General features: G+C 60.8%; 11 protein-coding genes. 1 reads left to right on the top strand and 10 read right to left on the bottom strand.

The features are described 5' to 3' along the window. Positions 1-981: a class II fructose-bisphosphatase gene (gene glpX / locus DBAC_RS09350; protein ID WP_015774048.1), complete on the top strand. Its 981-nt coding sequence runs from the start codon at positions 1-3 to the stop codon at positions 979-981. A gap of 828 nt (positions 982-1,809) precedes the next feature. Here glpX and DBAC_RS09355 read toward each other — a convergent pair. The 10 genes from DBAC_RS09355 to DBAC_RS17915 all read right to left on the bottom strand — a co-directional run bounded on the left by DBAC_RS09355 (position 1,810) and on the right by DBAC_RS17915 (position 14,961). Continuing rightward, positions 1,810-2,340 (bottom strand): YeeE/YedE thiosulfate transporter family protein, encoded by a 531-nt coding sequence (locus tag DBAC_RS09355; protein WP_015774049.1) that lies wholly within the window; start codon positions 2,338-2,340, stop codon positions 1,810-1,812. Next, positions 2,340-2,876 (bottom strand): YeeE/YedE thiosulfate transporter family protein, encoded by a 537-nt coding sequence (locus DBAC_RS09360; protein WP_218915611.1) that lies wholly within the window; start codon positions 2,874-2,876, stop codon positions 2,340-2,342. Before DBAC_RS09360 ends, DBAC_RS09355 begins: the two co-directional genes overlap by 1 nt. Positions 2,877-3,192: 316 nt before the next feature. Next, the gene (locus tag DBAC_RS09365; RefSeq protein WP_015774051.1) at positions 3,193-4,113 is read right to left on the bottom strand and encodes an NAD-dependent epimerase/dehydratase family protein; all 921 of its coding nucleotides are present in this window, start codon (positions 4,111-4,113) and stop codon (positions 3,193-3,195) included. Beyond that, positions 4,106-4,633, bottom strand: a complete 528-nt coding sequence (locus DBAC_RS09370) for a dTDP-4-dehydrorhamnose 3,5-epimerase family protein (protein WP_015774052.1) — start codon at positions 4,631-4,633, stop codon at positions 4,106-4,108. The genes DBAC_RS09365 and DBAC_RS09370 overlap by 8 nt, the downstream gene beginning before the upstream one ends. Next, positions 4,633-5,874: a class I SAM-dependent methyltransferase gene (locus DBAC_RS09375; protein ID WP_015774053.1), complete on the bottom strand. Its 1,242-nt coding sequence runs from the start codon at positions 5,872-5,874 to the stop codon at positions 4,633-4,635. Before DBAC_RS09375 ends, DBAC_RS09370 begins: the two co-directional genes overlap by 1 nt. Next, entirely contained in the window at positions 5,871-6,944 is a 1,074-nt protein-coding gene (rfbG, locus tag DBAC_RS09380; RefSeq protein WP_015774054.1) for a CDP-glucose 4,6-dehydratase, read from the bottom strand. Before rfbG ends, DBAC_RS09375 begins: the two co-directional genes overlap by 4 nt. Beyond that, complete coding sequence (gene rfbF / locus DBAC_RS09385) at positions 6,941-7,711, bottom strand: glucose-1-phosphate cytidylyltransferase (protein WP_015774055.1); 771 nt, start codon at positions 7,709-7,711, stop codon at positions 6,941-6,943. Before rfbF ends, rfbG begins: the two co-directional genes overlap by 4 nt. Beyond that, a complete protein-coding gene (locus DBAC_RS09390) occupies positions 7,708-10,089 on the bottom strand; it encodes a tetratricopeptide repeat protein (protein WP_015774056.1) in 2,382 nt (793 codons plus the stop codon). Before DBAC_RS09390 ends, rfbF begins: the two co-directional genes overlap by 4 nt. 132 nt (positions 10,090-10,221) lie before the next feature. Next, the gene (locus DBAC_RS09395; protein ID WP_323740351.1) at positions 10,222-11,661 is read right to left on the bottom strand and encodes a TolC family outer membrane protein; all 1,440 of its coding nucleotides are present in this window, start codon (positions 11,659-11,661) and stop codon (positions 10,222-10,224) included. A gap of 462 nt (positions 11,662-12,123) precedes the next feature. Then, entirely contained in the window at positions 12,124-14,961 is a 2,838-nt protein-coding gene (locus tag DBAC_RS17915) for a hybrid sensor histidine kinase/response regulator (protein ID WP_167320930.1), read from the bottom strand. Between the last annotated feature and the right edge of the window lie 10 nt (positions 14,962-14,971).

Raw genomic sequence — 14,971 nt, forward strand, 5'->3', positions numbered from 1 at the left:
ATGGAAGCCCCGCAACGAAATCTGGCCATGGACCTGGTCCGGGTCACGGAAGCCGCGGCCCTGGCCTCGGCCCGCTGGTTGGGCAAGGGCGCCAAGAATGAGGGCGACGGAGCGGCCGTGGACGCCATGCGCCTGTCCTTCAACACCCTTGATATCGACGGTCGCATCGTCATCGGCGAAGGCGAGAAGGACGAAGCCCCCATGCTCTACAACGGCGAGCGCATCGGCACGGGCCGGGGCGCGGCCGTGGACGTGGCTGTGGACCCGGTGGAGGGCACCAACCTCTTGGCCTATGGACGCCCCAACGCCATCGCCGTGGTCGGCCTGGCTCCGGCCGGGACCATGTTCAATCCGGGCCCGAGCTATTACATGAAGAAACTCGTGGTCCCGGCAGCGGCCAAGGGCATGGTGGACATGAACGCGCCCGTGGCCCACAACCTTGAGGTCACGGCCAAGGCCCTGGGCAAGAAGGTCGAGGATCTGGTGGTTTTTGTTCTCGACAAGCCCCGCCACAAGGACCTCATCACCCAGATCCGCGCCGCAGGGGCACGCATCCAGTTGCACACCGACGGCGACGTGGCCGGGGCGCTCATGGCCGTGGACCCGTCATCCAATGTGGACATGATGTTCGGCACCGGCGGCACTCCCGAAGGGGTACTGGCGGCCTGCGCCATCAAAGCCCTGGGCGGGGAGATCCTGGCCCAGTTCGACCCCCAGTCCGAGGACGAACGCAAGAACGTGCTCGACTTCGGCCTGGACCTGACGCAGATCCTGACCACGGACACCCTTGTTTGCGACGACAACGTCTTCTTCGCGGCCACGGGCATCTCCGGCGGAACGTTCCTGGGCGGCGTGTCGTACAGCGGCACCGGCGCGACCACCCACTCCCTGGTCCTGCGCGGCAAGACCGGCACCATCCGCCGCATCACCTCCACCCACCAGTGGGACAAGCTGATGCGCTTTTCTTCAATCAAGTACTAGACGCGCACACCCACAAAACATCAAGCGCCTCCAGCCGAATCTCGGCCGGAGGCGCTTTTTCATTTCACAAGAGTCAGAATGCTCCTTCTTCCCTAAACCTGCTGCATACGACACAAAGTCGTAACGAAGCTCAAGGCCCGATGCCGTCATGGTCTTGGGGCGCGTCGGCTGTCTGACTGAGCCAGGCATCGTTTGTTGAATCGTTGCCTGATGCTTGGCCTCGCTTTCCCGTCCTGCACGCAACGATTCAACTCTACGAGGCCGGAGAAGGAGTTCCGGCGGGCTCCAAGGCCATGACGGCATCTGGCCGACCGCCGAACAACTTGAAGTCAACCACCCCGCCCTTCGGGCACCCCTCCTTGGCAGGAGGGGAGTTGGAGAGGCTACTGGCGGACCTTTAAGCTTTGTGCGTTCGCGATCTCAGATGATACATCACAAAACCGGAACGAAGTTCAAGGCCCGGTGCCGTCATGGTCTTGGGGGGCGCCTGCTGTCTGACTGAGCCAAGCATCGTTTGTTGAATCGTTGCCTGATGCTTGGCCTCGCTTTCCCGTCCTGCACGCAACGATTCAACTCTACGAGGCCGGAGAAGGAGTTCCGGGGACGCCAAGGCCATGACGGCATCGGGCCGACTGCCGCACAATTTGAAGTCAACCACTCCGCCCTTCGGGCACCCCTCCTTGGCAGGAGGGGAGTTGGAGCGGCTACTGGTGGACCTTTGTTTTGTGCGTTCACAACCTGCGATGATACATCACAAAGCCGGAACGAAGTTCAAGGCCATGACGGAACCGGGCCGACCGCCGCAACGCAACTTCCGATCAAAACCGCCTACAACCCCTTGCTTTCAAACCAGCGGAAAAGCCCCAGCACGACGCAGATGAACACGATGATCACGACCCAGGGCGAGACGCCAAGGGCTTCCGGCAGTCCGATCTTGCCGAAGTCCGCCCAGGCCAGCACCGTAGTCTTGAAAAAAGGATATAGCTCCGCGTAAATGGCCGCACCCGTAACCATCCCTGCGATGGCGAAAATGGCGTGCCAGCGCCCTTCGCCCAGGGCTCCCACGGAGGTTCCCGGGCAGTAGCCCATGACCGCCCAGCCCGCGCCGAACAGGGCCCCGCCGACAAGGATCGCGCCCACGTTCATAGGCTTGTGACTCATGGTGATGACGCCCGCGCTGGACAATACCTCTATCCCGACCATGCCCACGATGATGGCCGAGAGCATGAACTTGAGGATGGTCATATCTTTGAGGAGCATGGCTCCGATCTGCTTCTCGAAGCGCAATACCCGCCCCTTTTGCAACAGAAAGCCGAAGAGGATACCGGTGACCAGTCCCAAAATCTGATCGTTGCCCATCATGACCTCCTTCCGTAAATGAAAGCCGCCACGATTATGCCGACGACAAAGAACATGGTCAGGGCCACCATACCGCTGACGGAAAGCTGCATCATGCCGCTCAGGCCATGTCCGCTGGGGCAGCCGTCGGCCATGCGCGCCCCTATCATGGCCACGATGCCGCCCAGAAATGCACCGATGGCACGTTTTCCGACGGATGGACCGAAGCGCTTCTCCCAGATCGGGGGCACGCTTTCGAGTTTGAAGCTCTTATCAGTGCCTGAAGCTATGAGCGACCCCACAAATATGCCCAGAACCAGCATGAACTGCCAGTCGATCTTGATTTTCTGCTGGGTGAAATATTCATTGGCCTGCACCCGTTCGGGCACGATCTGCTGCTCGATGACGCCCGCGCCGCGCACGAAGGTGGTCGAGGCCCCCAGGTAGCTGGTTTTTCCGAGCCACGCTGTGGTGGCATACGCCGAAAGGATGGCCAGCACGCCCACCAGGGCTCCGGCAAGGTAAGGATTCCAACCGCCGGAATCCTGTTTTTTCATTCGCATACGACAAACCTCCTGTTTGATATCCGAGAAGATAACGCAACAGAACAGGCAAACGCAAGCGCGTGCTGCAATCAGCCTATACCTGTCTCGAAAACATCTCATATACCAACAAGAGAAAATTGTGGATGCAAATTATGGGCATGGATTGCAGTATGTACGTTTTCACGCACCAGGCGCACATCAGATTGATAGCTAAATGCGGACTATAATACTCCGAAATACACATCACGTTTGAACTGTACGAGCCATTGAACCCAAATTTTTTATTCATTTGAAAAAAATTGGAGCCCCACCGCGTTCCGGCAGAAAACTAGGAATTTTGCAATCGATACAGAGAGATCAGGCGTCGCAGATCGTCTTCTATGACTGGCCGCTGACTATGACCGACTTCAAGCCGCAGGCGCTTGGTGTCGGCCACCATGACCGGGACATCGTTCGGCCTGTCCGGCAAGGCTCCAAGGCGCAATAGGTCGGGTCGTCCGGCGAACCGGGCGACCTGCCTGGACAGGGCGGCAATGGAGCGGGGCTGTCCGCAGCCGACATTGACGGGGCCTGTCACTCGGGAGCGGGCCAGTGCGGCCAGCGCCCCGGCGACAAACCAGACGCTTGAAAAATCGCGGACCAGGCGCCCGGACCCGCAACACGCCTCTCGACCGGCGAGCACGGAACGAATGATTGAGGACACAAGCCGCTCCGGGTGTTCGCCCGCTCCGAAGAGATGAAAGAGGCGCGCCCAGGACGCCTGAGCGCCAGGACGCCTTTCGGCCAGGGCAAGGAGTCTGCGCCACAGTTCGGCCTTGGACTGGCCATAGAGGGTGCAGGGATCAATTTTGCGGCTCTCGGACCAGGGCATGTTGTCGTTCAGATCCTGACTCGCGTATTCGGCGCAAGTGCCGATGCCGACGAAGCGCCGTCCGCCCGTCTCGAAGAACCGCATCGCCAGTTCGAAGGAGACGTCCAGCCAAACCCGGTTATCCGGCGCGGACCAGAACCGGCCATGCTCCACATTCCAGGCGCAGTGCACCAGCACAGCGGGCCTCAGCTCGCGCAGCAGGAGACGAACATCCCCGGAGTGATGCAGATCCACCCGGTGCCAGCGCACGCCGGGCAATTCGGGCCCGACATTCCGGCATCCCAGAGCCTCTACCCACGCCCCTTCGGCCGCCAACGCGGCCACGAGAGGCAGCCCCACGAAGCCGCTTCCTCCGGTCACCAGCACCCGTTCAGACATGGCCGGGCCAGCTGCGGTCACGCAGGGAAATCACCACGGGTCTGGCCGGCCACGACAACCCCAGGGCCGGGTCGTCCCAGCGCAGCCCACGTGCGTGCTCCGGGGCGTGAGGCGCGTCCATCATGTATTCGACCAGCGCCCCGTCGGTCAGGGTCATGAAACCGTGGGCGCATCCTTCGGGGATAAAAAGGGCGTTGCCCGCATCGGAACACAGGTTGACCGCCCAATGCCGCAAACGCGTGGGCGAGCCGTCCCGCAGATCGACCACCACATCAAGGATGCGGCCGTGCAGGCAGCGGACCAGCTTGCGTTCGCGGGCGGGTGAAACCTGGTAATGCATGCCGCGCAAAGTATGGCGACGGATATTCGCCGAGAGGCTCGTCTGCACGGGAAAAAAATCGATGCCAGCGGCCAGAAACGCCTCCCGGCACCAGGTACGCAGAAAAAAGCCCCTTGCATCACGATGCGCCTCCCCTTCAATCTGATGGAGTCCGCCAATGGGTGTCGGCAGGATGCGCATCAGCGCACCTCCATTCGTGGCACGGCGGTCAGCAAACGGCCACGGAATCCCGCGCCGCGCAGACTCTTCACGATTTCACGGGCGATGTTCCAGGGCAGGATCAGGATGTCGTCCGGAGCCAGGGCCATTAGCTCCTCGGGAGAAACGACCGGAATATGGCTGCCGGGCAAAAGCCGCCCTTGTTTGACGGGATTGCGATCGGCCACAGCCAAGATGCCGTCCGCCTTCACTCCAGCCGCGTTCAGGAATGTGTTGCCCTTGGCCGCCGCGCCATACGCCGCGACCCGGAGTCCCTGCTCCCGGCTCTGGGACATCCAGCTTTGAAAATCATCCAGCGCGAGCCGGACGCGTTGGTCAAAGCCCCTGTAGAAGGCGTCGCCGCCAAGCCCCCGACGCAGTTCCAACTCACGCATCGCCAGCGCCGATCCGGGCGAGGAGGACGCGGCCCGGGCACAGGCCAACACCCGCAGCGATCCTCCGTGAGTGGGCAGTTCCTCGACCCGGGCGACGTGGAGACCGTGCCTCGCGAGCAGTCGCTCCATGGCCAGAAAAGACCAATAGGCGTAATGCTCGTGATAGATGGTGTCGAATTGCACGCCTTCGACCATGCGCAGCAGATGCGGGGCCTCAATGGAGACCATCCCTTGCGGTCCGGCCAATCGCGCCAGACCGGCGACGAAATCGTTCACATCGGGCACATGCGCGAGCACGTTGTTGGCAATGACCAGATCGGCATGCCGACCCAGCCGCGCCAGCAGGTCATCCGCGCTGTCCGCGCCAAGAAAGGCCGTTTCCGTCGGCACCCCGCTCTCTCGCGCTACCCAGGCGATGTTGGCGGCCGGTTCCACGCCCAGACAGGGCACCCCCGCAGCCACGAAATTGCGGAGCAGGTAGCCGTCGTTGCTGGCCGCCTCGATCACCAGACTCCGGCTGTTCAGTCCGAGCCGCCGCATCATTTCCGCAGAGTAGCGACGGGCGTGCTCCAGCCATGACTCGGACGTCGAGGAAAAATAGGCGTAGTCCGAAAAGATGCCCTGGGCATCGACAACGGCGTCAAGCTGCACCATGCGACATTCGTCGCAAACCACGGCCCGCAGTGGAAAGCTCGGCTCGGCCTCAAGGTCAGCGCCGGGGGGCAGATAGGAATTGGCCAGGGGCATCCGGCCCAGATCGCAGAATGTGGCACCGAGGGAACCTCCGCAGGAGCGGCAGGCTGTCACGGGTCGTGCCTCGCCTCTCATGCCTGCTCCTGCGCTGCCGAGGGGGACAACGCTTTGCCGACTTCGTCTTCCGAGTAGACGCCCATGTCCACGCCTCTGGCCCAGGCGGCATACCACTGCGCGGTCCTGGCGATGGCGCCTGACGTGTCGTGAAAGGGAGTCCATCCCAGAACGCGCCGCGCGAGGCTGCTGTCCAAGGCCAGCCGCCGCTGTTCGGCGATGACGGAAGCGCCTGTGGTTTCCCAGCGCACCGATCGGCCCGTCGCGGCCTCCCAGTGATGAATCAGATCCCGCACCCGCAACTCGGCGTCCCGCGGGCCGAAGTTGAGGGCCGCCGGCACAAGGGAACCTGCGGCCAGGGCCTGGGCCAGCAACAGATAGCCGCGCAGCACATCCAGCACATGCTGGAATGGGCGCGTGGCGTCTGGACTCCGCAACACAAGAGGGCTACCCCTTCTCTGGGCTCGCACCAGATCCGGCACCAGACGCTCACGGGCGAAATCCCCGCCGCCGATGACGTTACCGGCGCGGGCCGTGGCCATGGGCGGCATCTCGTCCATGTAGGAATGTCGCCAGACTGTCACGGCCGATTCGGCCGCGGCCTTGGAAGCGCTGTAGGGATCAACGCCGCCCAGTGGATCGTCCTCCCGGAAGGGCCGCCCCGTGTTGTCGTTGCGATACACCTTGTCCGAGGTGACGATCACCGCCGCCGCGACGTCGCGCTGACCGCGCAGCGCCTGCAGCAGATGCGCCGTGCCCGTCACGTTGGTGGCGAAGGTGCCGCCTGGGTCGCGATACCCCTCCCCCACCAGGGCTTGCGCGGCCAGATGGAAAACGATCTCGGGACGCGCCTTTTGCGTGATCTTCTCCACCAGCGCCGGCACGCGGATGTCGGCCGCATAGGAACGTCGCATCCGGGTGGACACGCCCAGCAGATCATAGGTTCGGTGGCGGACCGGCGGCAGGGAGATCCCCGACACTTTCGCGCCGAGGGCATGCAGCATGAGGCAAAGCCAGGCGCCCTTGAATCCGGTGTGGCCCGTGACCAGCACGCGACGTCCGCTCCAGAACCCGGAGGAAAGCGCGTTCACCAGTTCCTCCAGGGCGCGCCGCCCTCGGCCCAGAGGCGCTCGAGCCTGTCCCGGTCCCGCAGCGTGTCCATGGGCTGCCAGAACCCATGGTGTTCGTAGGCATGCAGTTCGCCGTCGCGGGCCAGGCCGCGTAGCGGTTCCTCCTCCCATACTGTGTCGTCTGCGGCAATGCGGGCCAGCACCTGCGGCGAAAGAACAAAAAAGCCGCCATTGATGCTCCCGCCGTCGCCGTTGGGCTTTTCGACAAAGGCGCTGACCCGCGACCCGTCCCTGGCCAGGGAGCCGAATCGGCCGGGCGGGGACACGGCGGTGACTGTCGCCGCGTGACCATGGCGGTGATGGAAGTCGATGAGCTTGCGTATGTCCACATCCGCCACGCCGTCGCCGTAGGTCATGCAGAAGGCGTCCTCCCCCGCCAGCAGATGACCGACGCGCCGCATCCGTCCGCCGGTCTGGGTGTTTTCCCCCGTGTCGACGAGACTGATGCGCCAGGAGTCCTCGGCGGGGCGCAAGACCTCCACCTGACGGCTGGCGAGATCCACCACGATATCCGAGGCGTGCAGCGCGTAATTGAGGAAATACTCCTTGATCTGCCAGCCCCGGTAGCCAAGGCAGATGATGAAATCGCGCACGCCGTGCCCGGCGTAGATCTTCATGATGTGCCACAGGATGGGCCTTCCCCCGATCTCGACCATGGGCTTGGGGCGCAAGCCCGTCTCCTCGGACAGGCGCGTGCCGCGTCCACCGGCCAGGATGACTGCTTTCACGACAGGACGACCTCCTCGATTTTGCGATAAAAATTCCGGACAAAGCGGTCAGCCTGCCCCAGCGGATTGGTCGCGATCATGTCGCGCAAACCGTGGCGCAGGGCCAGTCGTCGGGTCCGGTCCTCGGCCAGCATGGCCGCCTGTTCCACGTAATTATCGGTGCTGAACACGGCCAGGTCGCCGAGTCCGGCGTTGGAAAGGTTTGAATAGGACAGGCGTTCGGCAAATCCCGGCCCGACCAGGCTGATCGTGGGCACGCCCATCCACAGGGCTTCGCAGGTCGTGGTGCCGCCGACATGGGGCAGGGTGTCCAGGGCGATGTCGATCTCGTTGTAGTGCTGCAGGTGCGTTCCTCGCACGCCGATGAAATCAAGGCGGCCCGGGTCGACGTTGCGGGCCGCGAAGGCCGCCCGCGCGTTGGCCTTGAAGCTCGGCGTCGCGGCTTCGGGCCGCAGGAAGAGGAAATGCGAGCCAGGCACGCGGCGCAGCACAGCTGCCCAGCAGTCGAGACAGGCCTCGGTAATCTTGTAGGGATTGTTGGCCGTGCCGAAGGTCAGGCGGCCGCGCCGATCCTCGGGAAGCCCGCCCGCGATGGGAACGTCGGCGAAGTTATTGCGCCCCACCACAACCCAGGTCTCGGACAGCTCGAAGGGCCGCTCGATGAGCAGACGTGGATCGGACGGGAGGATGTACGGGTCCACCACGATGTAATCGATGGTCTCCAGACCGGCGGAATGGGGGTAGCCCAGCCAGCTCGCCCCGATGCGGGCCGGACGGTAGGCCATGACGTCGAGCTTGTTCATGGCCGTGGAGCCGCCCAGCTCGAAAAGGATGTCGAGACCGTCCACGGCGATGCCCTCGGCCACCTGCTCGCTGGTGCGCCCCGGCCACCAGCGGTAGGCCGCGACCTTACTCTCGATCTGGGCTTGGGCGGGCGAGGGCGACCCCTCGTAAAAGGAGTAGCAATAGACTTCGAACCGGTCCCGGTCGTAGCGTGACAGCAACGGATAGGCGAAATAGCCGACCGGATGGTTGCGCAGGTCGCTGGACATGAAGCCGACGCGCAGCTTGCGCTTCGAAGCCATGGTGGGCATGGCCGCAGGCGTGACGGGCGTGACGCCACCGATGACCCCGCGTCCCCACTGCCGGTGCCACTCCACGAGCATAGCCCTGTCCTCCATGCTTTGGACCTGGCCCAGCTCGTAATGCACCGCCGAGATTTTGCCTTGCGACTGCCAGACCGGCAGAATCTCGCCGAGCCGGCCGGTGGCCGCCATGCGCTCCATGTCCAGCAAACGCGTAAAGACCGTGCGCAGCGTGCGTGCGGTCTCAAGCCGTCTCTCGGGGTGCCTGTCCTGCAGGTCGCAGGCTACGGCGTAGGCGGCTTCCAGATGCTCCGCCTCGCTCCCGTAGCGGCTGCGCGAAAGGCTGTCGACGAGCCTTTCGGCGGCCTGCCATGCATCGGGGTTGGCGGCCAGGGCGCGCCGCAAGGCGTCGTTGGCCATGCGACGGCTGCCTTCGGCAGTCCCGTCGCCGCAGGTCTGCGCGAGAAGCAGGTTGGCCGACAGATGGCCGGGTTCGTCAGCCAGGACTTCGGCAAGCAGCTTCCTGGCGTCGTCGATGCGACCGGCATTGTACCGAATTCGGGCGAGCATGATCGCGGGTTCCGGATCGCCCGGACGCGCGGCCCGGAAACGTTCGATGGCTGCGGCGGCTTCATCATGCCTGCCCAGCTTTGCCAGCACCTGAACATGCGTTCTGAACGAAGCGGGATCGGCCGGGGCAAGGCTCGCGGCCCTGTCCAGAGCCTGCAAGGCGGGTTCGGTCCGGCGCTGGCGGAAAAGCGAGGCCCCCTGCAAGCGCCATAATTCCGCATTGCGCGGCTCCAGGCGTGCTGCTTCCCCGAACGCCTCTGCCGCCGCCTGGAAATTGCCCATGGCTTCGTGGACATTACCCGTGTTCACCCAGGCGGAGACCAGGCGCGGGCGAAGTTTCCGCGCCAGCTCGAACATGCCGAGGGCCTGCTCGAAGCGACCGGCACGTTTGAGCATCACCCCAAGCAGGTTGATCAGGTCGAAATCCTTTGGTTTCTTGGCCTGCAGGGGCTCAAGCAGGGCAATGGCCTCGTCGTGCCGGTGCAGGGCGCTCAGGGACAAGGCGTAGGGCAAGGCCTGAACCCGCGCCGAAGCCTTGAGGAAGACGGCCTGCTCAAAGGCCCGTAAGGCTTCCTCGTACTCGCGGGATTGATGCAGGGCGAATCCGAGATGCTGCCAGGCCAAAGCATCGCCGGGCCGAACGGCTGTCCGTTCACGCAACTCCTTGATCCGGCATTGGATACCTGCTTGAACCTCTACCGTTTTCACTTCCATATCTTTCATGAGTATTGCTTGAAGAGCACGCAGCTTGAAGGCATGCTCCGCGACAAAAATGGAAAACGGTGCAGGGCATTCCGGGAAACGCACCGTTTTCCACTTGAATCAAAAACGCATTCGCCCGCGTGCGAGTTGGGGCTAGTTCAGTTCAGGAACATGCACGCTAACACCCAGAGTGTTCATAAGGGCCGCGATGGGCATGCAAATCCGGTAATACGAGAACGTATGCGCTGCCATGGCGTTCAGATATACCTGCTGGGAACTGAACAGACTCTTCTGCGCGGAAACAAGGTCAAGAAGGGATCTCTTGCCCATGCGAAACTGATCCGCGTAACTGACGACGATGTCGGCATTCTCGTCGGTCAGGTCGCGCAAAATCGGCAGCAGCTTCCAGGTCGAACGGTGGAAGCTGTATGCGGTCCGCACATCCTCCTCCACCTCGCGGCGGACTTCTTCGGCATCCTGCACGGACTTGGAGACTTCGCTTTTCGCCTCTCTGATCTCAGCCGAGAGGGACCCGCCGCTGTACAAATTGAAGGACAGTTGCAGCATGGCTGATACGTCATGATAATTCTGCTCGTACCCTCCGGTATTGTCGGAATGCCCCCCTGCAAGCTTGGCGTAGAGCTGAGGCAGGTGCAGACCCTTCGCTGATTCAGCCTCCTTTTCCTTTTGCTTTATGGCCAAGCGCGCGGCTTTCAAGGCGCGGTTGTTGTCCATGGCGAGAGCAATTCCTTCTTCAAGAGTCGGAGGAATTGCCTGCTTCGGTCTTTCTGGCATGGCCAACTGTTCCGCTTTGCTCCCGAAAACCTTCAGATATCCCGCCTCGGCGTCCTCAAGACCCTGACGTGCCTGCACCAACCGTGATTTCGCTTCTTCAAGAGAAGCTTCGGCCTGGTTTACGTCGACCTGTGTTCCGCCACCGTTGTTCAATCGAATGCGGGTAAGCTCAAGGATTTTTTCATGCTCGACGATATTGTTTTCACACAATTCGATCAGGGCCCGATTGCGAATGACTTCCATGAAATACTGTGTCGCGGTCAGTCCGACGTCCTCGGCCGTGTTGAAAAGCTCTTCCTGCTTGGACTGCGAATGGAGCTTGTCCGCTTCCACCTTGGAACTGGTCATACCGCCGTCGAAAAGCAACTGGGACATGACTACCCTCATATCATTGGTCCAGCCCTCACCCTGCTTGTCGTCATAGAGGAAGCTGGTCGTATCGTTCTGAATGACCTGATACCCACCCCTGGCAACGACATTGACCTGCGGCAGCAAGGCGCCGAACGATTTCAGATACGCTTCGTGCGAGGAAGAATACGCATGTTTGCGACTCAGAAAGGTTGGATTGGTGTCCATGGCGGACTGAAGGGCCGCCTGAAGCGAAACCCCGTTTTCCGCAGTGGCCTTGTTCAATATGGAATTTACATTCTTGGCTCCGGAAACAGCAGGAACCGCGCCAACACCGTCTCCCGCTCCATCCTTCGCCCGGACCAGGGCCGGCGAGACGCATATCACAAGCATTATCATGAACAAAAAAATCAACGTATTCCTAACTGCTCTCCATGCCATGAGACACATCCTCCGTAATATTTAAGAAAAATGGAATAAAACAATAAGTCGACTAAATTTATTCGCATTCGACATACTGTTTAAAAAAAGCACACAATCGATTTTTTTAAACGAATCAATTTGAAAAATTCAAATTTTAATAACTCTCCTTGAATTCAAGATATTGCTGACCGAGAATCAACAATTAAGCGAATGGAAATAGCTATACATTACGAAAAATAAAAATTTCTACGCACAATCTAATTTTTTATCCAAAATAATTACACGAAATTTAAACATGATGAGATGAAAAAACTTTTTATTATTAATACCGTACAATGCACACTTAATTAAATTCACACACCAATGTATATTTACATTTAAAATATAAACATCTGTATGTACTTATGACTTAAAAATCGTACGAAATAATGCAGTTTCATTTTTAAAAACAATAACATAGCAATATAAAAAGACCGCTTGCATAAAACCTTACCCTGCCCGACCGGCGTCTTCACATCGGACACAACGTCGCAAAACCGCGTAAAATTCAGTGATGTCTATGGGTTTGGCCAGATGATCGCTCATTCCCGCGGCCAGACAAGCCTCTCGATCACCCTTCATGGCGTTGGCGGTCATGGCGATGATGGGCAAATCCCTGTATTTTTCCATGCTCCGGATGCGACGGCTGGCTTCCAGCCCATCCATGACCGGCATGGCCATATCCATCAGCACAACGTCATACGGGTCCTTCGCTTCCTCCAGGCGCTGCAACGCCTCAAGTCCGTTAAAGGCCACCGCCGTAACCGCGCCGACGTCTTCGAGAATGGCGCACGCCACTTCCTGGTTGAAAAGGTTGTCGTCGACCAGAAGCACGCGAAGATCGTTGAGCTTCTGATCCAGAAGTCGGACTCGTTCATCCGAAGCCTCTTTGTCGCCGTCGCTTTGGCCTGCGTCCGTGGCCGTCATAATCGCATCGAGAAGGCCGAACGTCGTGACCGGCTTGATCAACTGACCCGCTGCCCCGATGTCTCGAATCTCCCGCCCTTGCGGGTCCTCGTGGCACGAGAGCGCCGCGAGCAAAACCGGCACGTCATCTGGCAGGCCCGTGGCCCGGAGTCTGCTCAGGGTTGTCGGCCCGTCGAGTTCGGGCATGTCCCAGTCGAGAATGACCAGGGAGAATCGGCCAGGGTCACGGAGCATGGCCGTCAAGGCTTGCTGTCCGGATCCCACGGCTTCGCAGGCGAAGCCCAAGCGGGTCACGCAAAGGACCAGACTTTGCAGAGCGGCAGGATTGTCGTCGACCACGAGAACAGCCCGCCCCATCAGATCAGGGAACACCGTGGGCCTCGGCAAATCCGGCTTGTCATCCGTGGCCAGGTCCAGTTCGACCCAAAAGGTTGAACCCTGTCCCCGCTCGCTCGACAACCCGATCACCCCACCCATCAGCTCGACCAGCCTGGAACTGATGTTCAGCCCAAGCCCGGCTCCGCCGTATCTGCTGGCAGTGTCACCGCCACCCTGTTCGAAAGCCTGAAACAAACGGGGTATGAGTTCGGCAGGGATGCCCGGGCCGGTATCGGAAATCTCGAAGCGAAACCGCTGTCTGCCTGATGAAAACGCATGCGCGTCCACTGCGTACGCAGCGCCCGGAACAGCCTTGGCAAACCCCATCGCAATGCGGACTTCACCATTCTTGGTGAATTTGACGGCATTTCCAGCAAGATTCACCAGCACCTGCCGCAGCCGCATGGGGTCTCCGAACACGTGGACGGGTAAGTCCGGATCCGCTTCGAGCAGCAGTTCGTTGCCATTTTTCTCGGCCATGGGCGCGACGATTTCGCACACTTCACGTGCCAGGCAGAGCAGATCGAAGGACTTGTGTTCCACATCCAGCTTACCCGCCTCGATCTTTGCCAAATCCAAAATCTCGTTGATTAATCCCAGCAAGTGTCCGGCCGAGACCTTCACTTTAAGAAGGTACTGCCGGACCTGATCACAGCACTGCATGCGCAGGGCGATGTCGGTGAAGCCCAGAATGGCGGCCATGGGCGTGCGTATCTCATGGCTCATGCGGGCCAGAAAAAGATTCTTGGCCCGGGCGGCCATGGCCGAGGCCTCGCGCTCCAGCTTGAGCTGCCTTATGCGGTAGGCCAACGGCAGGGACATGAGCACGGCCTCGGCGGCCAGCGCCAGATTGAAACCCATGGAATAGCCCAGGTTGGACCATCCGACGACCGTGGCGACAAAAATGAAGAAGAGCACCGAAACCAGGCTCCAGGCCATGAGCAGAATGCATCCGGGCCAGCGCCCCTTGAGACAGCTGGACAGGATGACGCCAAAACCCATCAGGAACACCGCCACGTTGAAGACGAGATTGAACATCGTGTGCATGTGCGAGGAAGGCAAAAACGGCCCCAAGACGACGAGGGCGCCCGTTGGAAAGACGCAAGCCAAGAGCAACCTGTCCCACGCGGGATGGAATCGGCCTGTCTCCAAAAAATCACGCAGAAACAGGCACATGGCGATGGCGCAAAAGTTGATGGACGTCGCGGCGACCAGGGGCTGGAGTTCGTAGCTGAAAAACGGCGTCCACATCTTGTTGGAGAAGTACCCCAGCAGCGCGACATGGAACACGACGAACCAGAGGTAGGACCTGTCCCGGATGTAGATGAAAATAACGAAGTTGTAGACGATCATGGCAGCCAGCACCGCCACGAAGGCGCCAAAGGCCAGGCTGCGCAGGTTGTTCTCGGAGAGGCAGCGGTTGCGCTCGCACAGGGAGGGCCTGACGAAGGAGACGCGCTCGCTGAACACCCTGAAATAGTACGTATGACTCAGTCCGTCGGCGATGAGCGGAATGAGCCGACCTTCAGTCGTCGAGCCGAAGCGGTGGGAGGTGAGCTGCCAGAGGTCTCCCTGTTCGTCGGACGCGGGTAGGGGAGCGTAGAAGTCCAGCGTCCGGACGTAGGCCCAATCGGGATCGAAATACCAATCCTGGCCCGGGTCGAGCCTGACGGTGAACCGGAACCACCAAACAGAATCCGCCATGCCCAGATTGACGGACGATGAGGAGACCTGACTGAATCGGCCCGTGGCGGCCACATGATCCACATCGTCGAACTCGTGGACCCGGTCTTCCAGGACCTCCAGATACGGCCCCAGAACGAGCAAGGATTGCCCCGGCGTCGTTCGAACTTCCCTCGCCTCCGGGTCGGCGTCCGGCCCAGTCGTATCTTCATGCCCGGACAACGGGATCCAGGCCAGTCTCGGACCTTCGGAGCCGGACGCCCGGGTCGGCCACGCCAGCACGGCAAATACCAGTGCCATCGCGGCCAGT

The organism is Desulfomicrobium baculatum DSM 4028, from assembly GCF_000023225.1.
GTDB classification, from domain to species: domain Bacteria; phylum Desulfobacterota; class Desulfovibrionia; order Desulfovibrionales; family Desulfomicrobiaceae; genus Desulfomicrobium; species Desulfomicrobium baculatum.

What these genes read in the sequence shown, in the direction of transcription:
- DBAC_RS09355 (WP_015774049.1), bottom strand. Translation starts at nt 2,340, where the DNA reads ATGGGCAACGATCAGATTTTGGGACTGGTCACCGGTATCCTCTTCGGC.
- DBAC_RS09370 (WP_015774052.1), bottom strand. Translation starts at nt 4,633, where the DNA reads ATGCGCATCCTGCCGACACCCATTGGCGGACTCCATCAGATTGAAGGG.
- DBAC_RS09390 (WP_015774056.1), bottom strand. Translation starts at nt 10,089, where the DNA reads ATGAAAGATATGGAAGTGAAAACGGTAGAGGTTCAAGCAGGTATCCAA.
- DBAC_RS09395 (WP_323740351.1), bottom strand. Translation starts at nt 11,661, where the DNA reads ATGTGTCTCATGGCATGGAGAGCAGTTAGGAATACGTTGATTTTTTTG.
- DBAC_RS09375 (WP_015774053.1), bottom strand. Translation starts at nt 5,874, where the DNA reads ATGAGAGGCGAGGCACGACCCGTGACAGCCTGCCGCTCCTGCGGAGGT.
- DBAC_RS17915 (WP_167320930.1), bottom strand. Translation starts at nt 14,961, where the DNA reads ATGGCACTGGTATTTGCCGTGCTGGCGTGGCCGACCCGGGCGTCCGGC.
- glpX (WP_015774048.1), top strand. Translation starts at nt 1, where the DNA reads ATGGAAGCCCCGCAACGAAATCTGGCCATGGACCTGGTCCGGGTCACG.
- DBAC_RS09360 (WP_218915611.1), bottom strand. Translation starts at nt 2,876, where the DNA reads ATGAAAAAACAGGATTCCGGCGGTTGGAATCCTTACCTTGCCGGAGCC.
- DBAC_RS09365 (WP_015774051.1), bottom strand. Translation starts at nt 4,113, where the DNA reads ATGTCTGAACGGGTGCTGGTGACCGGAGGAAGCGGCTTCGTGGGGCTG.